The 24115-nt window shown below is 44.0% G+C and carries 23 protein-coding genes; 12 read left to right on the top strand and 11 right to left on the bottom strand.

Annotation, left to right across the window (positions count from 1 at the left end; all coding sequences use genetic code 11):
* Window positions 1-140: 140 nt before the first annotated feature.
* Window positions 141-779: a pentapeptide repeat-containing protein gene (locus tag MKX35_RS27550; RefSeq protein WP_042124771.1), complete on the top strand. Its 639-nt coding sequence runs from the start codon at window positions 141-143 to the stop codon at window positions 777-779.
* A 13-nt stretch (window positions 780-792) separates the two neighbouring features.
* On the opposite strand, the gene MKX35_RS27545 is transcribed toward MKX35_RS27550, so the two are convergent.
* On the bottom strand, window positions 793-1263 hold the full coding sequence (locus MKX35_RS27545) for a SprT family protein (protein ID WP_081382729.1): 471 nt from the start codon (window positions 1261-1263) through the stop codon (window positions 793-795).
* Window positions 1264-1383: 120 nt separating this feature from the next.
* On the opposite strand from MKX35_RS27545, the gene MKX35_RS27540 reads away from it, so the two are divergent.
* Both MKX35_RS27540 and cmpA read left to right on the top strand, forming a co-directional pair.
* On the top strand, window positions 1384-1746 hold the full coding sequence (locus MKX35_RS27540) for a hypothetical protein (RefSeq protein WP_042124766.1): 363 nt from the start codon (window positions 1384-1386) through the stop codon (window positions 1744-1746).
* 65 nt (window positions 1747-1811) lie between these two features.
* The gene (gene cmpA, locus MKX35_RS27535) at window positions 1812-1949 is read left to right on the top strand and encodes a cortex morphogenetic protein CmpA (protein WP_094874036.1); all 138 of its coding nucleotides are present in this window, start codon (window positions 1812-1814) and stop codon (window positions 1947-1949) included.
* Between the two features lie 75 nt (window positions 1950-2024).
* Here cmpA and MKX35_RS27530 read toward each other — a convergent pair whose 3' ends face one another.
* Together MKX35_RS27530 and MKX35_RS27525 are read right to left on the bottom strand one after the other, a co-directional pair.
* Window positions 2025-2195, bottom strand: a complete 171-nt coding sequence (locus tag MKX35_RS27530; protein ID WP_156113060.1) for a hypothetical protein — start codon at window positions 2193-2195, stop codon at window positions 2025-2027.
* Between the two features lie 122 nt (window positions 2196-2317).
* Complete coding sequence (locus MKX35_RS27525) at window positions 2318-5680, bottom strand: DUF5107 domain-containing protein (protein ID WP_076298371.1); 3363 nt, start codon at window positions 5678-5680, stop codon at window positions 2318-2320.
* A gap of 174 nt (window positions 5681-5854) precedes the next feature.
* On the opposite strand from MKX35_RS27525, the gene MKX35_RS27520 reads away from it, so the two are divergent.
* The gene (locus tag MKX35_RS27520) at window positions 5855-6748 is read left to right on the top strand and encodes an AraC family transcriptional regulator (RefSeq protein ID WP_081382720.1); all 894 of its coding nucleotides are present in this window, start codon (window positions 5855-5857) and stop codon (window positions 6746-6748) included.
* 79 nt (window positions 6749-6827) lie between these two features.
* Here the strand turns inward: MKX35_RS27520 and MKX35_RS27515 are convergent, their stop codons facing one another.
* Complete coding sequence (locus MKX35_RS27515; protein WP_042185502.1) at window positions 6828-7322, bottom strand: DinB family protein; 495 nt, start codon at window positions 7320-7322, stop codon at window positions 6828-6830.
* 168 nt (window positions 7323-7490) lie between these two features.
* Here MKX35_RS27515 and MKX35_RS27510 point away from each other — a divergent pair, with 168 nt between their 5' ends.
* The 5 genes from MKX35_RS27510 (at window position 7491) to MKX35_RS27490 (ending at window position 12793) form a co-directional block, all read left to right on the top strand.
* A complete protein-coding gene (locus MKX35_RS27510) occupies window positions 7491-8054 on the top strand; it encodes a CGNR zinc finger domain-containing protein (protein ID WP_076298372.1) in 564 nt (187 codons plus the stop codon).
* 138 nt (window positions 8055-8192) lie between these two features.
* Window positions 8193-9278 (top strand): stalk domain-containing protein, encoded by a 1086-nt coding sequence (locus MKX35_RS27505; RefSeq protein ID WP_076298373.1) that lies wholly within the window; start codon window positions 8193-8195, stop codon window positions 9276-9278.
* 261 nt (window positions 9279-9539) lie between these two features.
* Window positions 9540-11348 (top strand): acyltransferase family protein, encoded by a 1809-nt coding sequence (locus MKX35_RS27500; RefSeq protein ID WP_076298374.1) that lies wholly within the window; start codon window positions 9540-9542, stop codon window positions 11346-11348.
* Window positions 11349-11406: 58 nt separating this feature from the next.
* Entirely contained in the window at window positions 11407-11913 is a 507-nt protein-coding gene (locus tag MKX35_RS27495) for an RNA polymerase sigma factor (protein WP_076298375.1), read from the top strand.
* A gap of 1 nt (window position 11914) precedes the next feature.
* A complete protein-coding gene (locus tag MKX35_RS27490; protein ID WP_076298376.1) occupies window positions 11915-12793 on the top strand; it encodes an RsiV family protein in 879 nt (292 codons plus the stop codon).
* A gap of 69 nt (window positions 12794-12862) precedes the next feature.
* Here the strand turns inward: MKX35_RS27490 and MKX35_RS27485 are convergent, their stop codons facing one another.
* Window positions 12863-13384, bottom strand: coding sequence for a GNAT family N-acetyltransferase (locus tag MKX35_RS27485; protein WP_076298377.1), 522 nt, complete (start codon window positions 13382-13384; stop codon window positions 12863-12865).
* Between the two features lie 136 nt (window positions 13385-13520).
* Window positions 13521-15500, bottom strand: a complete 1980-nt coding sequence (locus MKX35_RS27480; protein ID WP_076298378.1) for a GTP-binding protein — start codon at window positions 15498-15500, stop codon at window positions 13521-13523.
* Between the two features lie 176 nt (window positions 15501-15676).
* Between MKX35_RS27480 and MKX35_RS27475 the strand changes: the two genes are divergently transcribed.
* Both MKX35_RS27475 and MKX35_RS27470 read left to right on the top strand, forming a co-directional pair.
* A complete protein-coding gene (locus MKX35_RS27475) occupies window positions 15677-16468 on the top strand; it encodes an SDR family oxidoreductase (RefSeq protein ID WP_076298379.1) in 792 nt (263 codons plus the stop codon).
* 86 nt (window positions 16469-16554) lie between these two features.
* Complete coding sequence (locus MKX35_RS27470; protein ID WP_076298380.1) at window positions 16555-17526, top strand: S-layer homology domain-containing protein; 972 nt, start codon at window positions 16555-16557, stop codon at window positions 17524-17526.
* Between the two features lie 195 nt (window positions 17527-17721).
* Here the strand turns inward: MKX35_RS27470 and MKX35_RS27465 are convergent, their stop codons facing one another.
* Window positions 17722-18450 carry a hypothetical protein gene (locus MKX35_RS27465; protein ID WP_076284035.1) on the bottom strand — a complete coding sequence of 243 codons (729 nt, stop codon included), beginning with the start codon at window positions 18448-18450 and terminating at the stop codon, window positions 17722-17724.
* 90 nt (window positions 18451-18540) lie between these two features.
* On the opposite strand from MKX35_RS27465, the gene MKX35_RS27460 reads away from it, so the two are divergent.
* Complete coding sequence (locus MKX35_RS27460) at window positions 18541-19671, top strand: UvrB/UvrC motif-containing protein (RefSeq protein WP_341044495.1); 1131 nt, start codon at window positions 18541-18543, stop codon at window positions 19669-19671.
* A 176-nt stretch (window positions 19672-19847) separates the two neighbouring features.
* Here the strand turns inward: MKX35_RS27460 and pbfA are convergent, their stop codons facing one another.
* From pbfA to MKX35_RS27440, 4 genes are read right to left on the bottom strand one after another with little or no spacing between them, the layout of a single operon-like run.
* A complete protein-coding gene (gene pbfA, locus MKX35_RS27455) occupies window positions 19848-21203 on the bottom strand; it encodes a (R)-1-hydroxy-2-aminoethylphosphonate ammonia-lyase (protein WP_076298381.1) in 1356 nt (451 codons plus the stop codon).
* Window positions 21193-22008, bottom strand: coding sequence for a phosphonoacetaldehyde hydrolase (gene phnX / locus MKX35_RS27450; RefSeq protein ID WP_060621568.1), 816 nt, complete (start codon window positions 22006-22008; stop codon window positions 21193-21195). The genes pbfA and phnX overlap by 11 nt, the downstream gene beginning before the upstream one ends.
* Window positions 22005-23099 carry a 2-aminoethylphosphonate--pyruvate transaminase gene (phnW, locus tag MKX35_RS27445; RefSeq protein WP_076298382.1) on the bottom strand — a complete coding sequence of 365 codons (1095 nt, stop codon included), beginning with the start codon at window positions 23097-23099 and terminating at the stop codon, window positions 22005-22007. The genes phnX and phnW overlap by 4 nt, the downstream gene beginning before the upstream one ends.
* 22 nt (window positions 23100-23121) lie before the next feature.
* Window positions 23122-24114: an extracellular solute-binding protein gene (locus MKX35_RS27440; RefSeq protein WP_076298383.1), complete on the bottom strand. Its 993-nt coding sequence runs from the start codon at window positions 24112-24114 to the stop codon at window positions 23122-23124.
* Between the last annotated feature and the right edge of the window lies 1 nt (window position 24115).

The raw sequence follows: 24115 nt of genomic DNA, 5'->3' as shown, positions 1-24115 counted from the left end.
GATGTGTGATTTTATCCAGAAAAAGGTGTATTTGTACGTATCTCCCGAAAGGTCTGAGCGCTACTGAAAATTGACAAATCTGCTGAACCCTAAGATAGTTAATTTAATTAGAAACGAGCATTCATTAAATGGAGGTACATATGAAATTCAAAATGGATTCACCAAAAATATCAGATCCAGACGCCCTACTCCCTGAGCAAATATACTCGCTGCAAACCAAAGATGAATTCAGTCGTTGCAGCATAAGCGATACAGTTATTGATAATCAAGAGGCGAATAAAGTCAGCTTTGATCAAGTGGTTTTCAAAAATGTTACGATTATCGAGTCGTCCTTAACTGGGATTGAACTGATGGATGTAATTTTTGAGCGATGCGATCTATCCAATGTGGATTTTACGAATGCAATTATTCATCGAACCGAATTCAGGAACTGCAAGCTCATCGGTACGGACTTCACAAGAGGCAGATTCCAGAATGTTCGCGTGGTAGATTGTATCGGGGATTTCGCAACATTTCGAATGGCTAATCTGAAGCAGGTTGCTTTTGAGAATAGTTCATTGATGAGCTCTGATTACTACCAATCGAATTTCCAGAAAGTCAGCTTCAGCGAATGTAATATTGATCAAGCCACATTGTCAGGATCAAAGCTTAACGGGATCGATCTTAGTGACTGCGAGTTTAGTGGCTTGATCGTGGATATACAAGATTTGGAGGGATGTATCATTTCGCCTCAGCAAGCTGTTTCCTTTGTTGGATTGATGGGTCTGGTTATAAAATAACGTGCTGTTCTACTTACTGGACTTCCAGCGCTAGCAGCTTCAGCTTACCCGAACATTTGCCGCAGCGGTAGCGCTTTGGGTCTACTTTTCGCTTACGCGGATACTCCATAGCACATGCTGTACAGATCAGCTTGTACCGGTAAGGGAGTGACTTTCGAGCTTTCGCACCCGGCAATGTCTGACAATAGCGACTCCCGCCGACTTGTGCCAGCAGTCTTTTGAAATCAGTGTCACGATGCATATACCCTCGCTTCGCCAAATGCAGATGATAATGGCAGAGCTCGTGTTTTATAATCTTCTCCGTCTCTTCTCTACCGAACATAGCAAGCTGATGGGGATTAATCTCTATATTATGGCTCTTGGTAAAATATCGACCGCCTGTTGAAGATAATCTGCTGTTAAAGCTTGCCTTGTGCCTAAAGGGTACGCCAAAGCTGTCCCGTGATACCTGCTCAATCCACAGCTGCAGCTCTTCGTTGCTCATCGTTTCCATAGCGTTCTATCACAAGTCCTTTCCACGGGAATTAAGATCTCTACTTGAATTGTAACTTGTGCATAGGCTAAACTGTCAAGAAGGAAGACAAGTACGGAGGGAGAATGACCAATGCCGAAAATGCGGTATGTAATTTTGCAGCAACATCAAGAATTACAATTCGTGGAAATGCCCGAGGAATATGCGTACCAGCTAAGTGCGCTCAATTTACGTCTAAACAAAGAAATCGACAAGCTGACAGCCGATAATGTACCGGATCTGCCCTTAGCTATTGCTGAGTGTGATTCATTGGATCTGCTACGCGAAGATTACTCCCTGGAGTCCGGTCTGGATTATATCAATAGATTGGAACAGGCCTTTGCCTCTGTTCAGGAGCAAAAGAACTATCCACTCATCTCCCTGCTGACCGAGATTCGGGCGCTGCAAGCGCAATTAGAGCAATGGTACGAAGAGGAAGCAGAAAGCATTCTGTAAATCGTCACCTTTAGGCTCATTTCTCCATATGCTAACTTACGTAAGCAGTTAGAGGAGTGATACCCTTGCCACAGTGGCTCTGCCATCAACTGATGAAAGCCTATTACAAAAAAGACCGCCGTCAGATCAAGCTGCTGAACGAGTGCTGGTTCTTTTATCGTAATTCTGCGGAATCACCGGATTCCATCCAGAGAAATTTATAGGATTCGTTAAATTCAAAAATCCATCCCGCTACTTACAGGGGATGGATTTTTGTATAGGATTCGTTGGAATCCGAATTAGAACATAGGGAATACATATCTGACCAAGAAGAAAAGTGCTCCGAAAAAAATAATAATATAAGCAGCATATTTAATAAAGGTAGATGCGACAACACTGGAATCCGATTTCCGTTGCACCTCTGTATGCTCCACTTCAACGCTTCTATCTTTATAGCCCGGTTCCATCATCAATCTCTCCTTTCGAATATAGGCTGGTAGATAGTCTCCATTAACCCGGGGCTTTCAGAGTTGAAACAAAATTCCAAATCGAACCAGTTATTTTCCTTCATCATGAAACTGCTTTATTTCTTTTATGATTCCAAGCACATCGCCTTGTGAATTCGAGCTCCCTGATGGTTCGGCTCCAAGTGCAACGCTTCTTCAAATCGTTCTTTCGCTTCTGCCATTTCCCCTAAGCCTAATAAACCTAAACCCATCATGAACAAGCAATGAATTTGATTGCGTCTATTCAGATCATCCTCAAATACGAGGAAATCAGGTAAGGATACGGCAAAATAATCAATCTTCACCTCATCAAAGAGATGTCTTTCTGCGAAATCGATCAGCTTATTAAAACGCCGGTTCGCTTCCTTGGGATGATTCAGCTGTACCCATGCTAGGCCCTGATAGAAGATCATTTCTGGCGGCTGATCGTTGTAGTACATCGCGCTGGCTGGTTCCTCCATGCCTTGTGACGCAATCGCCCAGTGATGTGCAGCTTCCTCCGTCTTGCCTAATCCGTTATAAGCCACACCAAGCTCGTAATACACATTATTCTCTTGCGCACCATCGAGCTTACCTTCACCTAAATTCTCTGGATAATGAAGCGCACGTGTTAATAATGAGATAGCCACTTCATATTGGCCTACCTGATTCGCCTGCTTGCTCAGTTCAACAAGCGCCAAAACATATTGCCCCGTAGCCTTCCCTTCTCCACCTTCCCATGGATGGAATTGACGTCGTAATAGAACAGACAAAGCCTCTTCATGCTTGCTAAGCCAATTCAGTAGAGTCACATATTCAAGGTATAGATCATCCCGCTTCTCCACCAGCTCCATATGCTGTTGAAGTCTTGCCATACGCTCCTGAGCAGAAACACCCATCTTCTTATACAATTGGTCCAGCTCGTAGAATACTCTCGCATCATTCGTATTGCACTGGAAAGCTTGTTCAAGTGACTGCAAGGAAGCCTCAGCATCATTACGCTTATTGTAATAGGCAAGCGCAAGATTACGATGAACCGTCGGGAAACGATCATCAAGCGCGACGGATTGCTCCCAATGGCGAATGGCATCGTCGGTACGTTTTTTATCATAGAATAGATTTCCTAGATAATAATGAGCCTTACTATCTAGCGGATTGCAGGCAATCGCACTTTCTAATACCTGCAGCTCAAACAAGCTGTTCGGGAAGCAATAATCAGATGATGCTGCTTGAGCAAGCTGAAGCTGCGCTGTCGCATCTTCCTCACGGCCCATTTTCTCGTGTACATAAGCCAATGTGTAATGCACCATCGGATAATTGGGTTCATTCGATTTCCTACGAATTTGCTCTAACACCTGTGCAGCTTCCGCGAACAATCCACTACCTGCATAATCGGAAGCTAGATTTAAATAGTTATGCACATCGTTTCGCATGAACCGTGCAAGCTTCATCTGAGCCTCAGCTGCTTCCTCTTGTCGCCCGAGCAATGTAAGCGTAAGCACTCTCTCATACGCTGCCCCGAAATCCGCGATATCTAGTTTCAATGTCTCCTCTGCGAATGTAATCGCCTCAGAGTAACGTCCAAGCTTGCGTAAAAGTGCTGTTTTTACATGTCTTGATTTATTGTTTCTTGTGTTACGTGCCAAAGCTCTAGTTGCGAGTTCCAACGCTTCTTCATACGCCCCACGTTCACAAGCAATTTGACTCAATGCATAGTATCCACTGTCTTGAAATGCTGCAGACCATACCGCCTTGTAGAAGGCAGCAAATGCTTCTTCCTTGCGATCCTGCAGTCTGAGAACTACACCAAGCTGATAGTATGCTTCACTATCATATGGATTCGGATTGCGCCAAGTCAGCGATCGTATAGCCGTACGGAAATGATTTTCCGCTTGCTTGAACAATCCTCGACGAAGCAGCAGTGTCCCATAAGCCACATTAAGCCGAATATCGGATGCATCTCTTCTTAAGCCTTCTTCATAATAATGCTCTGGCTCGAACGTAGCATGACGGTATTGCTCCAAGTGAACTCCAGCCAAATACAACTGCTCTGTGCTTTTTAATTCTTCCGGTAGTGGAAGTGGCTTGGCTGCATCTGGAACCTGTTCAATGCTAGGCTTCGCTGGACGATAAGATATGAGGCTGTTTCCGTTCACATCAAACACCGTTAGGATTAAGTGATGCGGCTGATCCACTTTATCTAACGTAATGACAGATTTATAGGTTAATTCTGGAGAGAGCGTAACGGTATCCTTCACGTACGTTCTATGCTGTCCTCTAAGTTCAATAACCGCTCCCTCGAATACCGAAGTTCCATAGGCCATCACAGTGGCAGTCCGTAAAGTCTCATCCACCTCAAGATTGACTGCAGCATCAACAGAAGCATTTTTCACAATTCCGATGTTCTTATATGGCATGAAATATTGTGTAAATGACTTCTCTTCATACGGCTGGAGCCAAGTGAAATCGGGTTGATTATCCGTAAATACCCCTGTCATTAATTCAATATAGGGTCCGTCCTCATCGGTTAAATTACGGTCCCACGCTTGACCAAATTCGCCGTTCCCCCAAGTCCACTGCTTTTTACCCGGAGATACATGGTGATTCGCTACGTGAAGCAGACCCGCTTCAACCCCATGATCATAACCGCCCACGAAATTGTAATCGGATTTGTACGCCATGTATGACGTAGGAACCGGAATATTTTTATAGCGTGAAATATCTACACCTTCGGAATAATCCTTCTTATAATACGTTCCTGTTGCAATTGGGAATCTGGACACATCACGTTTACCATGGTCGAATACGGCTGTGACATCCGGTGGAAACACCGATTGCGTATGGTCATTGACTGCAACCGCAGGGTTTGCCCACCATAAGAAGGTTTGTGGCTCCGAAGTTCGGTTATATAGCTGTGCTGTAACTTCGAGATAGGCTTTTCCAGGATGCAGCGTGAAGCCCGTTGTGACCTTCGTTCCATACATCCGGTCAATTTCACTCACCCATACGGTTGCACTGCCATCTTCATTCTCCGTAATTACATGCTCCACAGGGCCAAACGTGTTCGGACGATGATGCTGCGGCCAGTTAAATTCAATTCCACCTGAAATCCATGGTCCTGTCAGACCAACAAGCGCAGGTTTAATCACGCGATTATAGTAAACAAAATCATAATTGTTCGTCTTATCCAGAGCACGATAGATACGGCCGCCAATTTCAGGCATGATCTCGATGCGTACATATTCATTTTCGAGCATTACCATCTGATACGATTTCATTTCTTTCTCATCCATAATTTTATCAACCACAGGATGTGGATATACTCGCCCCGAGCTGCCTTGATAGACTCGCTTCTCGAGGAACATTGGATTTTTATCGGGCTCACCGGTTTCATAGGTAGGAATTTCAACCATTTCCTCCCATATGCGGACGCTGTTCGTTAAGATTGCAGAAGGCTCTTTCATACTCATTTCGTTCTCTCCTCCTTCGTGATATAGCTCTAATTTATCGTTGTATGCGCTTTTAAACAATTGACGATAATCTGTAACTGATGGACAATATTCTTATCCTTAAAATAATATTTTCCTTATGAATAGGTTGTTATTTCAAATAAATAAATTATGTTCTTAAAAAGGAGGGTTATCATGACAGATATCTCATTAAAGTCGGATGGCTTCGATGAGCAGAAGCTTTTTGTGCTGCACGATTTCATGATGAATGAATTACATGAGAATTCGTTAACAAATTCCTTCTATGTAAGTGACATTGGCTGCTTCCCAAGAGCGAAGTTTCATTATCGAGAGCGTCCACAAGGATGTGACTCGCATATTCTTATGTATTGCGTAGAGGGTGAAGGGTGGATGGAGAGTCATCACAATAAGCTGATCCAAATAAAAGAACGGCAATTAGCTGTCATTCCTGCCGGAACACCCCATCGATATGGTGCTTCAGATGTGAATCCCTGGACGATCTACTGGATGCATCTAAAAGGAACGCATGCCGCTGCGTTGATTCAAACTTATGCCATGGACGTAGAGCCGCTAACCTTTACACTGAACCTTCATACCCAATGGATCGAAGATTTCGAGCGATGTTATGCCCTGTTATCGGATAAGCCTTATGCCATGCGTAATCATATCTATGTGTCTCAGTGCATTCGTCATCTGATCAGCCACGTGGGATTGAGTACCATGAACTCTGAGCAAGATAAAAAGAACGAACGTTATCTTGAGCAAGCCATTCGCTACTTGACGGATCGAATCAACAGCTCCATTTCACTCCCGGATGTAGCGAAGCATATGGGGTTATCGAAGCAGCATCTAATTTATCTATTTAATCAAGAAACCGGGGTTCCCCCGATTGAATTCTATCTGCGCCTCAAAATGCAGCGTGCCAGTCAACTGCTAGCATTAACCGATTTACATATTAAAGAAATCTCTAGTGCTATCGGGATGCAGGACCCCTACTACTTTTCTAGATTGTTCAAAAAAATAATGGGATGCTCGCCGACTCAATATCGAAGCACCCCAAAAGGTTAAAATAAAGAAAAGCCACACGACCGCTGCACCAGGTAAACCAGTATAGTGGAGTGTGGCTTATATTTTTATTGTAGAGGTTCTAATTAAAACTACGGTTGGAAACCCAGGAGCCTTGCAGTTTACGAAGCATAATAATTTGTCCGGTGTGGTATGAATCATGCAGGATAAGACTCATTACCTCTTCCCCTGGGGCATGACCCGAACCACCCCAATCATATGCGCCTTCTTCCAACGCCTCAATGATTTCTCTAAGAGCAGCGTGCACGTCTTTCAGGTCTGCAACGGCCTTCGACCATGCTTCTTCCCCTTCCGTTGTTACAGTGAAGGTATCATCGTTGCTTTCAGCATCAGGTTGTTTGGGCAACCCTTTTAACTTTCGCAGCAAACGCACCTTATAATATGTTAGATGGTTAACCGTCTCCCAGATGGAATTGACTGTACTCCCCTCTGGCTTCCAAAGTGCCTGTTTACTGTCCACACCTTCCAGTGCATCACTTAATGGCGGGGCCCAATCCTCGATATCCATGCAATAATCCCAATTTTGCAGCAGAACCTCACTGATTTTATTTTGCATGTTCAACCTCCTAATACTTACTGAATTATGTAACTACTTAAACCATTATATAGTGGTTACACAAGAAATGTAGCATATTTCCAGCGTTCAATCAAGTAACTAGCTAATCACAATTTTAACTGTTACAATCGTTATAATCGAGAGTTGTGCGGAAAGGATGAACAGGACGTGTTGTGGGAGGATTTCATTAATAGTTACTGGCGGGATTGGCGAACAGGAGATAAGAACAAGGATCGGGATGAACTCGAAGATCCGGAGTGGATTGCGAAATGGCTGAAGAAGCATGCTCTGCTAGAAACACAGCTGCCGAATACGATAGAACTGGAACAGCTAAAGAAGCTTCGATCCCTATTAGGGGACTGGGTACAGGCTATTGTACAAGGAAAATCGATGGATGGAGAAATGCTGAAGCAGCTTAATATCTATATGGACAAGGGTCCTGTTACGCGGCGAATGATATGGAAAAGTGCCGAGCAAGCGGAGATTTCATTATTGCCACTACATAGCGGTTGGGAGCAGGTGATGGCGGAGATAGCGGCGTCTTTTGCGGAGGCTATGCTTGAAAAAGAACCCTCAAGATTCCGTATCTGCGAGAATCCCGATTGCCTCTGGGTCTATTACGACGATACACGCAACCGCTCTAAGCGGTACTGCGATGACAAGGCTTGTGGCAACCTCATGAAGGTGCGGCGGTTCCGGGCGCGGAAGAAGGCTGAAAAGGGTTCGGAGTGACTATTAAAGGAACTCTTGCGGGATGACGAATTTCGATCAACCTTTATCCCCCCCAAACTTTTCAACACTCCTAATACGTCTTGCTAGTAAGTGCGCTAATAACACACTTATTACAACGAAATGGAGCGTGAACAAACAATGAAAAAGAGCCCTTTTAACGTATTGAAGCTTGGTGTAGTCGGATTAACGGTTGTGGGAATAAGCGCTGGCATGTTACCAACGAATGGCACTGCTTTTGCTGATGCAGTGAACACGACTAAGCCTGCCATCAATGCCCCGATTTCAGCTGTACCGATTTCCACCATCAATAACACTGGGATCCAAATCAAAGAAGTAATTCTCACATCTTCAACGGAGCTTCTGAATACAAATATTAAAGTGCCACAGATCGTAGGTATGTTGGACACTAAGGCTCAGGAAGAAATCAACAGTATCATTCTCTCTAAAGCGCAGAAAGACCTTGCTCTTTGGGAAAAGGATGCAACTGAAGCAGCAGCAGACGCTAAAAAGGCTGGTTTCGAGTATCGTCCATATGAGCTATACATTATTTATGAATTAAAAGAAAATGGATCGGATAACCCTTCTGGAATGATCTCACTTGTTGTTACTTCTCAAGGAGACACTGGTGGAACGGGCATGCCTCGTGTAGATACATACAATGTATTTAATACGAAACAAGCGAAGCGGATTGCCTTGTCAGATTTCTTTGGAAACGACTTTAAGGAAAAGCTGAATACCGGTATCCTTGCGAAGATCAATGAGGAACCTGAGAACTATTTTATTGAGGAATTCAAAGGGATCGACGAAGAACAAGGTTTTTATATTGAAAATGGTGAGGTTGTCATCCTCTTCCCTAAATATAGTATCGCTCCAGGCGCCATGGGAACTCCTGAATTTCGTTTCAGTACCCATATTACGAACAACCCGAAGCTCGATTTAAGTACAATAGCTACATTTAAGAATGCTAATGGGGTTTCAATGGTGTCATTACGAGATGTGGCGAATCGTTTAGGATATGAAATCAAGTGGAATCAAACGTCGCGCTCAGCTGAGCTAAAGAAAGGTGCACAGTGGACAAATGTTACCTTAGGTAAAGATTCTTACTTTTTTGCCAAAATGGCACCTGTCACTTTAGGTACTGCTCCTATCCTAAAGAACGATACGATATACGTTCCGGTTAAAATGGTTACCGATATTTTACGTGTGGAAATTAAGAACGGCTAATTGGGCTAATGGCATTCCAGAATGATTTTTTGTTCTAGAATGCCTTTTTTAAATTCATAGGCACTTGTGTACCGATTTCTGATCCATTCATGGTCACTCCTTTATTTACCAAGAGAAGTTAAGAACTTTTTTAAGTTAGTCATACGTCTTGCTGACATAAGACAACTGATGACGAAGGAATGAACTACCATGAAAGAAATCAAGGTTACACCACCGACTAACTCTTTAGAACCTGACAATTCCACGACTAGAAGGCGTTATATGCCGGGAATAGATGGACTTCGAGCACTCTCTGTGATCGCAGTTATCGCGTATCATCTCGACCTCAATTGGGCTCCAGGAGGACTTATAGGGGTCGGAATATTCTTCGTTCTGTCTGGATATCTGATCACGGATCAAATCATCCAAAGGTGGAAGCAAGACCGACGGTTCGACCTTAAAGATTTCTGGATCAGACGAGCGCGACGGCTATTGCCTGCTATGTTTGTCATGCTTTTTGTCACTGCTATGTGGCTTCTGTTGTTCGATCGTTCACGATTAGCAGCATTACAAGGGGACTTTATATCTTCAACGTTATACTTCAATAACTGGTGGCTTATTTTTCACGATGTATCTTATTTCGAGAGCTTTGGACCTCCTTCTCCTATAGGTCATTTGTGGTCGCTCGCTATTGAGGAACAGTTCTACTTCATTTGGCCATTGGTTATTATTGTAGGGTTACGCCTTGCACCTCAGCGAGGTAAACTCATTGTGATGTGTCTAACAGGGGCATTCCTCTCGGCACTTGCTATGGCGCTAATCTATCAACCTGGAGTTGACCCAAGCCGAGTCTATTATGGTACTGATACCCGAGCTTTTGCTCTACTGATTGGAGCCGCTCTCGCTCTAGCATGGCCGAGTCAAAATTTGACCGATAAGATTTCACGCAGATCTCGCTATATCCTTGACTTCAGTGGTGCAATCGGATTAATCACCCTCATTCTTATGATTTGGCGGACGAATGAGTACGGACAATTTCTTTATTATGGCGGCTTGGTTCTCGTGTCGATCCTTTCCGCAATTGTAATAGCTGTACTCGCACATCCTGCGAGCCGACTAGCTAAAATCATGGGTTGCAAGCCCTTGCGTTGGATTGGCGTACGTTCCTATAGTATTTACATATGGCATTATCCAGTCATCATTCTAACTAATCCTACAGTAGATACAGGTGGGTTCGATGGTTTCCGTGTTCTTTTTCAGCTGGGAGTTAGCCTCCTATTAGCCTCACTATCGTGGAAATATATCGAAGAACCTATTCGTCAAGGTTTATTAGGAAGATGGTGTACGAAATTAAGCATTCGTCTGCAATTCAAGATTCGACCCTTATTCATCTTTATTGCAGTCCCGTTAATCATATTGTCCATATCCTGCAGTAGCAACTTGGATACTAAGATATCCGCAGATCCGAATACAGGCACTATTACTAATCCCGATAAGAATGAACATAATGTCACACTAGTGCCCCCTCAAAATGCACCAACACCTGCGCCTGTACCTGTGCCTGTACCAGTAGATCCACCGAAGAAGCCAGAACCTCAGCCTCAGGTAGTAGAAGCAGGTAAAGGTGTTACTGCGATAGGTGATTCCGTAATCCTCGATGCTGCTCCTTATCTACAAGAACTTCTGCCAGGCATTGTTATCGATGGTAAGGTAGGCAGGCAGATGTCACAGGCACAAGAAGTGGTCGATAAACTTAGGACGAAGGGGAAACTTGGCACTCGAGTGATCATTAATTTAGGTACGAACGGAGCTTTTAACTCCAATCAATTGCGGAAATTACTTATTTCACTTGAAGATGTTCAGCAAGTCGTACTAGTAAACACACGTGTACCGAAAAAATGGCAAAATACTGTGAATACTTTGCTTAAGAAAGTGGCTTTAGAATTCCCCAATGCTATGGTTGTAGACTGGCATTCCTCAAGCGAAGGAAAGGATTCTTACTTCTATGAGGATGGCGTTCATCTAAAACGAGAAGGTGCCAAATCCTATGCCGCACTTGTAGCTAAAGCCATACAAAAGGAGAATCAATGAGAATAGTAATCTAACAAACTAAAGCTACGCAATATAAAAAGAGAAGGGTTTTACGAATATGCTTAAGAGGAATAAAGAGAAATTACTCACTCTTTGTATTACAGATAACAAGGAGAACATATACCGTCTAGCTTACAGCTATGTGAAGAACAAAGAGGATGCATTAGATGTTGTTCAGGATTCGATTTATAAAGCTCTCTCCTCTATAGGGTTGCTAAAAAAACCAGAATCCGTAAAGAGTTGGTTGTTTAGAATCGTAGTAACTACCTCTCTGGATTTTCTGAGGAAACATAAAAGAGTTCAACCAGTAGATGATGAAGCACTCGACTTTTTTATCCCTGGTGCGGTAGACGTGTATCCAGATATTGATTTAGAAAGATCGCTGGATGATCTACCCCTTAAGTATCGAAATGTCATCGTCCTTAGATATATCGAAGATTTAAAGATCGAGGAAGTTGCGGAAGTATTAAATGAAAACGTCAATACAGTAAAGACTAGACTATATCAAGCACTCCAGTTATTAAGAGTCAACATGCAGGAAGAATCCTCAAAGGAGATCAATTAGAATGGATAACCAAATCAAAAAAATTATAGAAGATTATAACAAACTCCCTATTCCTGAGGAATTAGATTTCGTTGTAAGTAAAGCATTAAAGAAAAGGAAGATAAGAAGAATACGTTACCAGTGGATATCTGGAGTTTGTGCGGCAGCCCTATTTTTCGTGATTGGGATTAATGTCAATGTTAACATTGCCAATGCCTTCTCCGCTATACCTGGTGTAGACAGTATTGTTAAAGTGCTAACTTTTAGAGAATACAAAGTGGATGAGCAGACCTATAATGCAGACATAAAGGTCCCCATCATTACTAACCTAGAGAATAAAGAGCTGGAATCGACTCTGAATGAAAAATATCTCGAAGAAAACAAAAAACTATATGATGAGTTTCAAACAGAGATGGAGTCTTTAAAGCAATCCGGAGAGGGGCATTTAGGGGTCGATACAGGCTTTGAGGTTAAAACGGACAATGCTGAGCTATTTGCTATTAGCAGATACGTGGTAAATACCGTAGGTTCATCGTCAACAACAATGCAGCACGATACGATAGACAAGAAGAATCAAATCCTGCTAAGTCTGCCTATGTTATTTAAGGATGATCGATATATCAGTATCATAAGTGAAAATATTAAAGAACAGATGCGCTCCCAAATGAAAGCAGATAAAGATATGTTCTACTGGATTTCAACAGATGAACCCAATGAAGACCTTTTTTATCAATTTGAAAATATAGCTAAAGATCAAGATTTCTATATCAACGATAAGTACCAGCTGGTTATTTCCTTTAACAAATATGATGTGGCTCCTGGCTACATGGGCGTTAGAGAATTCATCATTCCAACAGATGTAATTGCAGATGTTCTGGTCAGCCGTACGTACATTAAATAAATCATTATGAGACTCATAAGGGGTATGCGTTTTGTATCCCTTATGAGTCTTTTTTTGCGTAAAAAGTCATTAATCAATCCCTATGCCTCTAATGTCTTGCCATCCTATTTTTATTTCTTCTAATAATTCATTCCCTATCTTAACTTCTATACTTGAGATAGACTCTCCCCCAACGCTGTGGTAGAAATGAATCGCCGGATTGCCCACCAGCACCCAAGTCATGAACGAGCTATAATTTTTCTTCAATAAATTCTGTGCTACACTTCTTATGAGCTGCTTCCCTAGACCTTTTCCTTGGTGTTCCTTAAGCAAATAAAGTGCGTAAAGCTCCGCATCGTAGAGATCCGGCTCTCTTCGCGCCCCTCCATTTGCAAAGCCAATGATCATCCCAGACTCATCTTCAGCAACATACATTACCTCGTCTTTATTGGGATTTTCAAAATTCTGAATCCAACGCTTCCTTCTAGCTTCTACTGTGAAATTATCAAGAAACTCGTCTGATATTAGTCCTTTATACGTGGTTTTCCAACTCGTAGCGTGGACGAAAGCGATCCCGTCTATATCACTAGCTGTTGCTTCTCTGATCTTCAATTCATTTCCCCCCTGTACTAATTCTAATCAAGTATCCCTGACTATCCCATTATATCCACCAGCCTATATTCTGGAAATAAGAAGAACCAGATAGCATCCTTTTGAGACGTCATCCGGTTCTATCCTTCTATCTCACTTATCCCTGCAACGCCTTCCGCACGCTTAATATATATTTCGCCTGATCCAGCGGGTTCACACCCCGGCGGGTGCGCTCAGCGGATACGTCTGGCGGAGATTCTTCATAGCCTGCAAAAAAAGAAGTAAATGTGCTACGCCCCTTCGTGTAGGAGCTTAAAGTAATCGGATAATCAAGCGACGTTGCCAGCGGCAGACGCCCTTCGATGATCATCCGCTCGCCTTGCAGCACAGGTGGCTCGAAGGTGCCGCGCATCTGAACCAGGTCGTTCATCACTCGGCCGCCATTCTCCTCAGGGACAACGATACGAACCTGAAGAATCGGCTCCAGTAGTTTAGTGCCTACCCGCGCGAGTCCATCCATAATCCCCATAGGAGTCGCTACGGCAAAATCTAGCGGATGGGTATGCCATACATGATGCTGTCCCTCGATTAAGGTCACTTTAAGATCGGTAACCTCCCAGCCGTACAAGCCCTGTTGCAAGGCTTCTGGTACACGGCGTGCGGTCTCGCTCTGATATTGCGGCAGCAGATCGGAACTCCGCACTACCGAATCATAAACTAAACCACTGCCAGGAGGTCCGGGCTCTATCTGAAACCGCAGAATCGCCCAGCAAGGCTTCGGCATCGTATAAGCGATAAAGCCTTCCCCAGCAGAGGCTGGCGTTTCTTTATAGATAACAGAAGGCTGACCGAAGGTAACCTTCAGCGCATACCGCTCCTCCAGAACACTATTCAGAATCTCCAGCTGAATAGGTCCCATTACTTTGATATGCAGCTCGCGCTCATCCTGCAGCCACTGCGCATCCAAGAGCGGATCTTCATCCGCCAGCTCCTGCAATGCTCCGATAACCTTATGGTCATCCATATCGGTTCCCCAGAATACGCGCACCGTTAGCAGCGGTACAGCCAGCTTCGCTTCCTCCGGAATCGCCTCCGGATGGCCGAGTACATCTCCGATCCGTACCCCTGAAAGACCATAGATTACAGCGATATCCCCCGCTTCAAGCGATCCGACATCCTCAGTACGACCACCCTCGACCTTGCGGATCTGGGTCACTTTTCCCTGAATATTCTGCGTGTAGTTCATTACCGTATCGCGGTTACGGATCGTTCCTTCATAAAGGCGGACAAACGCCATTCGCCCCATGCTTTTATCACGCTGAATATTGTAGACAATGCCGGACACCGGCCCCTCAACATTGCCACCAGCTCGCGGAAAATACTCAACCATCGCGTCCAGCAATGCAGTAATGCCAAGCCCCTTGGCGGCAACACCATAAACCATTGGGAAGAAGCGTCCTGAAGCGGAAGCTGTCTTCATATATTTTTTCCAAGCTGCAAGATCAATCGAACTACCTGACATATACGTTTCTAGCAGGTCTTCATCCCGCTCAGCCAATGCCTCTAATAATTCTGTCTGTGCAGCAGGATCAGCATCACTTCCCCATAAATCAATAGCTTCTATGTACTCCTGCTCTTTACCTATCGGTTGCTGAACAGGAATGATATCACTAGATAAATAATTTCTCGCTTGGGCCAGCACAGCCTCAGGGTCTGCACCTACACGATCCATTTTGTTCATAAAAATAAGCGTCGGTATTCCCAGCTTCCTCAGCGCGTTCCAGATCATCTCACTTTGAGCCTGCACACCCTCTACCGCCGACAAAATTAGCACCGCACAATCCATCACTCGCAAAGACCGTTCAACCTCTGACAGAAAATCGACGTGTCCTGGTGTATCAACGAGGTTGATCTGCACGCCTTTCCATTCAAAAGAAGCTAATGCCGCCCGAACGGATATTCCTCGTTGCCGCTCCACATCCATAGAATCCGTCAATGCTGTCCCACTGTCTACACTGCCGAGCGCTCGAATGCGACCGCTTTCATACAAAATATGCTCTGTTGTTGTTGTCTTGCCGGCATCCACATGGGCAAATATCCCCACATTAATCCGTTCTGCTCCCTGCTGCTGAATCATCTATAGTACCCCTATCATGAGCTAGATTGATCTAAATTTATATTGTACACATCCTTATGTCTCATAGTAATACATCCCTCCTTGTTGTTCCACCCTCCTACTAAATTGGTTAAATTCAGCTATGCCGGGTATGTAATTACTAAGTAAGAAGTCTAACGCCAAGGAGGAAATTCATCATGTTAGATCAACGTTTGCAAAATAAAGTTGTAGTAGTCACAGGCGCAGGGTCCGGTATTGGAAAAGCTACAGCCATAAGGTTTGCTCAGCACGGAGCTAAGGTATATATGCTTGATCGCACCCCTGAGGAATCCTATGAAACTAAACGTGAAATTGAATCCATTGGAGGAACAGCTACAGTTATCGAATGCGATGTTTCCAATCCAGGTCTTGTCGAAGAAAGTATTCGTAAGGTTGCGGATGAGGCTCGGAAGATTGATATTATTTTTGCGAATGCTGGCATTAATGGTACATGGGCTCCAATAGAAACACTAGAAATCGAAGATTGGGACCAGACGCTAGATACCAACCTACGCAGTACCTTTGCCACAGTAAAATATGCTATCCCCCATATGAAAGAAAATGGCGGCAGCATCATTATCACTAGCTCTATTAACGGAAATCGAGTGTTCTCGAACATCGGCGCTGCTGCGTACTCCTCTTCCAAGGCTGGACAAGTCACTTTTATGAAAATGGCTGCGCTAGAGCTGGCGCAATACGGTATCCGCGTAAATGCGGTCTGTCCTGGATCGATCGACACTCAAATTGGAGATAATACGGATAAGAGCGATGATCTTCAAGAAGTGAAGATTCCTGTAGAATTTCCGAAAGGCAATCATCCTCTGGAAGATGCGCCCGGTAAACCTGAACAAGTAGCCAATCTAGTATTATTTCTCGCCTCGGATGAGTCTTTCCATGTCACAGGAACTGAGATCTATGTAGATGGTGCCGAGTCACTCCTTCGCGGATAACGTTTTACTTGAATCTTTATAATATTTTAAATTGCCTGCAACATTTTGGTCTAATCTACCATCTAAGAGTATGGAGGTGACGCATAATGAAGAAATCATTATTCATAAGTAATGTCAAAACAATGACGATAGCCTGCGGTATTCTAGCAGCAAGCCTGTCATTTGGAGCATCCGCTTTTGCTTTTTCGGATTTGAAAGGTGATCCTGCGGAAGCAAAAATTAACTCCCTGCATAAAGAGGGGATTATAAATGGAGTAGACAAAGATAAGTTCGCGCCTAAATCTAAAGTAAGCTTTGCCCAAGGGATTCAGTTCATCGTTGGGGGTCTGAATCTGTCTCCGAAGCCAGAGGCGGGTAACAGCTCATCCAAAGCTAGTGATTATTTTGATAAGGTGAACGACAAATCCTGGTATGCTTCAGCCTTCCTGACTGCCAAGCAAAATGGTCTTTCACTTGATCGAACAGTAGATCCTAACGGAACCATCACCCGTGCTCAGTTCGCTCACTTATTGACGCAAGCACTGCAAAGTAAAGGTAACTTCCCGGTTACACTCATGTATGTAGACATTAAGGATGGCGATAAACTTTCTACAGAGGTTATAAATAGTCTCCAGATCCTGTTGAATACACATATCGCCACACTCGATAAGAACGGTAATTTCCGGCCAAATGATGCCATTACCCGTTCGGAAGCAGCCGCGATGACCTACGATGCAGCTGCTTTTGCCAAACGCGTAATTGTGTCTAATGGCAGCCCTACTACTCCAACCTATGAGACTGAGGTTACACTAACCAAAGCGGGTGAAGGAGTAAACAAGGCTACATTGACCGTTAACAACTTACCGCATTCTGGATATGGACTAGTGATTGAGCGAATCGAATTTGGCAAAGACAAGACCGCTGTGATTTATTTTAATGTGACTGCTCCTGATCCAGGCAAAATGTACGCACAGGTGATCTCAAAAGCATCTGTTGTCACTTATCTGCCAGAGGGATATAAAGCGATCGCTAAATCGGTATCCGGATCTACATCTTATTCTTCTAGCGCTACGCAATAAAAGCTCCGGACTCGACTCTTATGGAACGAATCAAACGAAGGTGCCCCAAAAGCCGTGAAATGGCTAATGAGGCACCTTCGTTTTTTGAGGTCTTTCCCATGTTCTAAATCATACTTTGTTTGATAACGTAGTTTTTGCGCGAATGTGGTAGATTCGGTGAATGTAGCAGATAGGACTAATAAAAACCTCTACTTCTCAGGGCGTCCATTGATCATGAATAATGCCCACTAGAGCATGATCCTCTCCAATCTTCTCAAAAACTAGACGCAAGCTGCGCCAGTCCATCCCTTCCACAGAGGGATCGATACCAGCAATATGATATTCAACGAAATCATATTGATCCTTTGGATACACTTCGTTTAAGTTATTAATCATTGTGCCTTGACCAAGCCCCTTGTTCACAGCAATCTCGGCTGTCTGAATGAAGTCAGCATCATAAACAAACCGTTTGTAGTAATCTGCAAATGTTAGCTCGATTAAATCACCCGAGCCAGCGAACGTTCGCCAGACTCTTTTGGTGGAGTCTTTCATTAATCCTTCTACTTCATCCTTATTGAATACAAGATCATTCTTCGTATCCACGTGAGCGTAGGGAGAGAAACGAAGTCCTTTCTCCGAATGAACCCATGCAGCCAGCTGGCTCATATCCTTGTTCCTAAGAGCGTTCATCACCGTAGATGCCGCTTCCTCAACTAATGGCGGCAAACCCTCTAGATCCTGGGGCTGCTCCGTGCTTGGTGGCGCCGTCTCCTGTGGTGGCTCTGTCTCCTGTGGTGGTACCATCGTAGCGACTGGCTGTGCAGTTTGTAACTGCTCTGGCGTCTGCTGCGGATCTACACCTTTTTCAGGCGTTCCACTGCAGGCCGTAAGCCATAACAGGCTCGCTATCAGAAGCATACCTCCAATACTACTCGCTCTAAGCATAAAATCCCTCCTCACCATTCGATCATTTCTTATTAGACTGATTTGAACAAATGAAGGTTGCAAGCTTATACTAAAACTATCAATAAGATCTTGAATGACGGAGTGGTTACTATCGATTTATCAGAGAAACTAAAGAGCCTTCCTCTGACTCCCGGCGTGTATCTCATGAAGGATGGCCTCGGCCATATTATATATGTAGGAAAGGCGAAACAGCTGAAACGGAGAGTAAAATCGTATTTTCAAAACTCGAAGTCTCATTCCCCAAAGGTAAAACAGCTCGTTCGCCATATTAAAGATTTGGATATTATCCTTACAGATACCGAATTCGAAGCTTTTATGCTGGAGTGCAAATTAATTAAAGAAATAAAGCCCATGTACAATAGAAAAATGAAAAATCCGCAGGCCTATACGTATATCGTAATAGGAGCAGACAACAAGATGCGTTCGTTAGACATAACCTATGATCCTCAAGTCCAGAAAGGGAACATGATTTGGGGCCCCTACACGAGCAGAAGTACCGTGGAAAGAGCCGTGCAAGGCATCAAGGAAAGCTCAAAAATCCTTTGCAGCAATCCAAGCTTCAAAAATTCTTTATGCCTAAACCATTCGCTTGGCTTATGCATAGGGATGTGTGCTGGCGGCGATGCTGCCGTTCAATATAATACAATCATTGATAAAGTCATAGCCCTACTAAACGGAACGGATTCCAGCCTCCTTGTGGAGATGGAGCAACAGATGACTGAAGCTGCACAGCAATTTGACTTCGAAACCGCCGCCAAATATAGGGATTACATGGGAGCCATCAGCTTCCTGAATCACAAAGAGAAGGTTATCGAATTCGCTGCAGAGAATCAGAATATTGCGATCCTTGAAGCCATGGATGAACAGACGCTTAAACTCATATTACTCAAAGGAAATCGCATCCTGGCGCATACTAAGCTCGAATACGCTCAACCCGATATTACCTACCTGCAAGCCGTTATAACATCAGCGATTATGGACACTTTCTGCGGTGAACTTAACCAGGCCCCGGCAGCAATTACTCGCCATGAAATTGACGAAGCACAAATTATATACAGCTATTTAAAAAGCAGCTCCTGCAGCTACATCATCGTGCAAGAGGATTGGCTTGCAGCTAACAATCATTCCCGTCTAGACACTGCGGTGGACGAGCTGTTGCGTATCTTTTTAAATGCTGCTCCAGCCCATTCGTATAATTAATCTACCTTGTAACTGCGGTGAATGTTTGGACTTCCGTCCCCTTCATCTCATCTATTGGCTCAACTGTTACTCTAAACTTACCCAAAAAGAGCAGGTCCTTCACTCCTTAAACGACAAAACAGGTTTCTCCCCCATGTACGGAGCGGAAGAAACCTGTTTTGAAGCTTGCCTATCTCTCAACTATATTTACACAATCCTTCATCCAGAAGATTAACAGCAAAAGTTAATTTCTCTTCAGATACAATAAGCGGAGGATGCCAAGTGATGCAGTTTCCTCCAGCCAATTTAAAAGAAAGACCCTTCTCCAAGCAATAATACAGTACTCGCTCAGCTAATTCCTCATTCTTCTCTCTAGTCTCTCTGGACTTCACAAGTTCAATGGAAATCAGTAGTCCAGCAATACGGACATCTCCTATGCAAAGATGTTTAGCCGACAGAGTCTCAAGCTTCCCTCTTACAAATTCAGACCTGCTGATACATTGTTCCTGCAGATTTAAATCATCGATATAATCGATGGTGGCACAGATCGCTGCACTTCCTAACGCCGGTTTCTCATGGGTATAGTGCCCCAAAGAAATATCCCCCGCACAATCATATTGCGTTCTGGTAAGCACCGCTGCTTGCGGGATCATCCCTCCACCTAACCCTTTTCCGAGCACGAGGATATCCGGTTCGATATCGAAATTCTGATGGACGTAGAACTTTCCGCTTCGCATCAGCGCTGTTGGAATCTCATCAAAAATCAGCAGAATCCCATATTCATCACATATTTTTCTTAATCTTGTGAAATAAGAGATAGGCGGGATATGCGTATCCGTCGCCCGAATAGGCTCAAGTAAGATCGCCCCGATCTCTCCCTCATGCTGAATCATATATTCCAGATAGTCGAGGCAAAAGGTAGCCACTGCTTCATGGGAATGACTTCCCAGCAGGTTACGGTATGCGTTAAAAGGAATGGCTTTCAGCATTCCTGGCATTTGCGGGCCCATGTCCTTTTTAAACACGTATTCTCCTCCGACAGCGATTGTGTCCAGCCCCGCGCCATGAAAGGACTCCCACATGGAAATGACCTTATGCTTCCCCGTCCATTTGCGAGCAATCTTAAGGGCCAGACCTACAGCTGCACTTCCGGAAGGCGTAAATAATACTTTATAGTCCTTTGAGGTCGTTTTGTTGATTAAAGCTTCCGCAGCTTTCACCGCAATATCTGCCGTAAATCTTCTTGGAATGAACGGTAGCTCGTCGAGCTGTTTTTTCACAGCTTCAGTTACGTAAGGATTCTTATAGCCAATCTGATGAATGCTATTTCCATGAAAATCAAGATATTTGTGTCCATTCACATCTGTGATATAACATCCCTCAGCATCTACGATACTGTTCAAGCATGGCGTTGACATGGATTGTCGCATATATGCACGCTCGTCCGCTTCGATCCTATCTATACTCACAGCGCTTAACTGGGTCATCCACTCTGTCCGCAAGGGGCTAAAGTTGATGTCACCTTCTCTTTTCAGCTCATGATTATCTCGCATAAGGTCTGATTCCTTGAGAAATCAGTACATTGATTCGCCCAATCAGCTGAGGCAGCTCACTCATCGATTGAATCGTAAAGTCTGCCCCGTTTTGAATAAAAGAGGTCTGTGTCGCTGAGATCACCGTTTCCTTCTCCACGTCTGAAAGTGCATTAAATTCCTCCTGGCTTAAGCCCATTTCAGAGCTTCCAATGATTACACCTACGGACCAGACGCCTGCATTAACACCTTCTTGAATGTCTGAAATCGTATCGCCTACCTTAACAACCTTCCATGCTGCCGATAGCTTTAAAGCTTCCATATTATGATAAATCATATACGGGTAAGGTCTTCCCAGTGAATGCGTTCCATCTGGCGTGATTACATAATCCGGTTGATAGCCCTTCCCAGCGGCATTCGGAATTACAACATCCATCATGGACTCTGTATATCCAGTGGTTGAACCAATCTTTAGTCCTTGGCTTCTGAGCACTTGGACGGTCTCAATAACCTGCGGAATCGGATCAGTATATTCGGATAAGGATGCCATCAGAGCCGGTTCGAATTCAGCATACAGGTTCTCTACATCCTGTTCAGTAAAAGCTCTGCCATACTTTTCTTCCCACAAGGCACCTACTCTTGGCATGGATAACATCGCGCGGATATGATCTATTTTCAGCATCCCCATAGGGGCTCTAGCTTCCTGCATCGTAACTTCAATCCCAGCCTCCCGAAAAATATCAAGGAAAACATTCACCGGTGCAAAGCAGCCAAAATCTACCGCTGTTCCTGCCCAGTCCAGAATTACGCCTTCGACTTGATTCATTGTGTCATTCCTCCCATGTATGCTTCGATAATATTACATAAGTTCTGAATATCTTCTTCGTAAATCTCACCAATATTCCCAATCCGGAAGGTGTCGTGCTCCGTTAATTTGCCTGGGTAGAGGACGTAGCCTTTTTCTTTCACATATTCATAGAAATCTTCAAAGCTGAATGTCTCGTTCGGAAAAAGAAAGGTGGTTATAATAGGAGACTGCTTATCGTCTGTGATATACGCCTCTATTCCTATTCTCGCAAGTCTTTCTCTCAGTATGCGGTTATTATTCTGGTATCTTGCTGCCCTTGCAGGAATGCCGCCTTCTTCGATCAGTTCTTCAATCGCTTTCGAAAATGCAGCGACTACATGGGTCGGAGACGTATAGCGCCATTTCCCATCTGCGTCCATCGCCATCCATTGATCGTATAGATCAAGTGATAGACTACGTGCATTCCCTTTACATGTGAGCAGCTTATCCAGCTTTGCAATGACAAACCCAAATCCCGGAACACCCTGAATACATTTATTGGCGCTGCTGATTAAATAGTCAATTTCAAGCCCAGGTACATCAATCTCTATTCCACCGAAGCTGCTCATCGCGTCGATAATTAATGTTTTATCGTAGGCTTTTGCCAGTTGTGAGATCATCTCAAGCGGGTTAAGAATCCCTGTCGTCGTCTCGCAATGCACCATCGCAATGTGCGTAATGGCTGGATCCTCTTTAAGAATCCCTCTAAGCTCTGCCTCTTGGGGGAATTCATTATATAGGGCACTATACACACGATAATGGAGTCCGATATATTGCGCCATTTGCACAATACGTTCTCCGTAGGCACCGTTTGTAATAATCAAAAGCTTATCATCCGCTGAAATCGCCGTAGTCAGCACAGATTCCACTGCAAACGTACCACTACCCTGCATGAGAACTGCCGTATATTCATCGTTCGTTGCCCTTGCCAAATCCAGAAGTCTGGATCTGATTTGTTGTGTAATGTTCTTATAGTCCTGGTCCCAAGTACAACGGTCAAAGAGCATTTGCTCTTTGACCGTGTTAGTAGTTGTCAAGGGACCGGGTGTCAGCAGTTTATAGTTGTTCATGGCCCTAACACTCCTTCTAATCTTATTTATTTTCTTTAAAGAATTGTTGATGTTGCTCCAGCAGTTCCACAGTCAACGGCTTAACAAATTTCATACTGTGTGCAGGCTTATGGATATCACTAACCGTTTCATCTTTATATAGAGCCACTGGGTAATTTGTAATTAAGTCTTTTCTAGCATCTTTAATAATCGTTTCTGCCATTTTCATAGCCAGCTCTGTTGTTGCATCATCTTTTTTCACCACGGCTACGGATTCTGTAAGCGAGAAGTTACCTTCCGTTGGATCTACATAGTCAATCGGTGCGCCTTCTTCTTTAGCTAATACTGCCTGATGACGAAGTCCAAAGCCTGCAGCCACTTCTCCTGCTTTTACCTTTTTAATCGGACCGGAACCGGAGCTTTCCAGATGTGGGCCTACATTAGCAACTAAATCATGCAGAACCGTTTTACCTTCTTCTTCCCCGTATTGCGAAATAATCGCCTGAACCAACAACCAGCCTGTCGAAGAGTCCATAATGTTCGGAACAGATACCAAGCCTTTAAATTCTGGTTTTGTTAAATCCTTAATGGACGTTGGCATCGCCAAGCCCTTATCTTTAAGCACCGCTGTGTTTACAAAAATAGCACCGGTATTCGCCAAAATCGGCGTATAGTACGCTGGATAGGAATCTAACGCGTTAGTCGTAAACGATAGATCTTTAAACATGCTGTGTTTCTCTTGCGCACTTTCTACAAAATAAGAGCTCATCGTGATCAGGTTAGCCTCAATTTTGTCTCCCTCTGCCATCAGCTTTCCACCCAGCTCAGAAGTGCCCAAGGATTGAAAGAGATATTGCCCTTCGTACCCCGCACCTTTTAGCGCAGTCTCCATAGAGGCTACAGCTTCTTCATCCGCATTGGTCAAAATCACTACTTTACTCGCTTCACCAGTTGCTTTGTTACCACAACCTGCTAATGTAAACACCAAACTCAAAGCTACAATAGACAACATGATTCCCTTGATTCTCTTAGACATA

The organism is Paenibacillus sp. FSL R5-0923 (assembly GCF_038009145.1).
GTDB lineage: Bacteria > Bacillota > Bacilli > Paenibacillales > Paenibacillaceae > Paenibacillus_AQ.
Note: the sequence above shows the minus strand (reverse complement) of the source record. Positions and strands in the feature narration are given on the sequence as shown.

What these genes read in the sequence shown, in the direction of transcription:
- MKX35_RS27550 (WP_042124771.1), top strand. Translation starts at nt 141, where the DNA reads ATGAAATTCAAAATGGATTCACCAAAAATATCAGATCCAGACGCCCTA.
- MKX35_RS27545 (WP_081382729.1), bottom strand. Translation starts at nt 1,263, where the DNA reads ATGAGCAACGAAGAGCTGCAGCTGTGGATTGAGCAGGTATCACGGGAC.
- MKX35_RS27540 (WP_042124766.1), top strand. Translation starts at nt 1,384, where the DNA reads ATGCCGAAAATGCGGTATGTAATTTTGCAGCAACATCAAGAATTACAA.
- MKX35_RS27530 (WP_156113060.1), bottom strand. Translation starts at nt 2,195, where the DNA reads ATGATGGAACCGGGCTATAAAGATAGAAGCGTTGAAGTGGAGCATACA.
- MKX35_RS27525 (WP_076298371.1), bottom strand. Translation starts at nt 5,680, where the DNA reads ATGAGTATGAAAGAGCCTTCTGCAATCTTAACGAACAGCGTCCGCATA.
- MKX35_RS27520 (WP_081382720.1), top strand. Translation starts at nt 5,855, where the DNA reads ATGACAGATATCTCATTAAAGTCGGATGGCTTCGATGAGCAGAAGCTT.
- MKX35_RS27515 (WP_042185502.1), bottom strand. Translation starts at nt 7,322, where the DNA reads ATGCAAAATAAAATCAGTGAGGTTCTGCTGCAAAATTGGGATTATTGC.
- MKX35_RS27505 (WP_076298373.1), top strand. Translation starts at nt 8,193, where the DNA reads ATGAAAAAGAGCCCTTTTAACGTATTGAAGCTTGGTGTAGTCGGATTA.
- MKX35_RS27500 (WP_076298374.1), top strand. Translation starts at nt 9,540, where the DNA reads ATGCCGGGAATAGATGGACTTCGAGCACTCTCTGTGATCGCAGTTATC.
- MKX35_RS27495 (WP_076298375.1), top strand. Translation starts at nt 11,407, where the DNA reads ATGCTTAAGAGGAATAAAGAGAAATTACTCACTCTTTGTATTACAGAT.
- MKX35_RS27490 (WP_076298376.1), top strand. Translation starts at nt 11,915, where the DNA reads ATGGATAACCAAATCAAAAAAATTATAGAAGATTATAACAAACTCCCT.
- MKX35_RS27480 (WP_076298378.1), bottom strand. Translation starts at nt 15,500, where the DNA reads ATGATTCAGCAGCAGGGAGCAGAACGGATTAATGTGGGGATATTTGCC.
- MKX35_RS27475 (WP_076298379.1), top strand. Translation starts at nt 15,677, where the DNA reads ATGTTAGATCAACGTTTGCAAAATAAAGTTGTAGTAGTCACAGGCGCA.
- MKX35_RS27470 (WP_076298380.1), top strand. Translation starts at nt 16,555, where the DNA reads ATGAAGAAATCATTATTCATAAGTAATGTCAAAACAATGACGATAGCC.
- MKX35_RS27465 (WP_076284035.1), bottom strand. Translation starts at nt 18,450, where the DNA reads ATGCTTAGAGCGAGTAGTATTGGAGGTATGCTTCTGATAGCGAGCCTG.
- pbfA (WP_076298381.1), bottom strand. Translation starts at nt 21,203, where the DNA reads ATGCGAGATAATCATGAGCTGAAAAGAGAAGGTGACATCAACTTTAGC.
- phnX (WP_060621568.1), bottom strand. Translation starts at nt 22,008, where the DNA reads ATGAATCAAGTCGAAGGCGTAATTCTGGACTGGGCAGGAACAGCGGTA.
- phnW (WP_076298382.1), bottom strand. Translation starts at nt 23,099, where the DNA reads ATGAACAACTATAAACTGCTGACACCCGGTCCCTTGACAACTACTAAC.
- MKX35_RS27440 (WP_076298383.1), bottom strand. Translation starts at nt 24,114, where the DNA reads ATGTCTAAGAGAATCAAGGGAATCATGTTGTCTATTGTAGCTTTGAGT.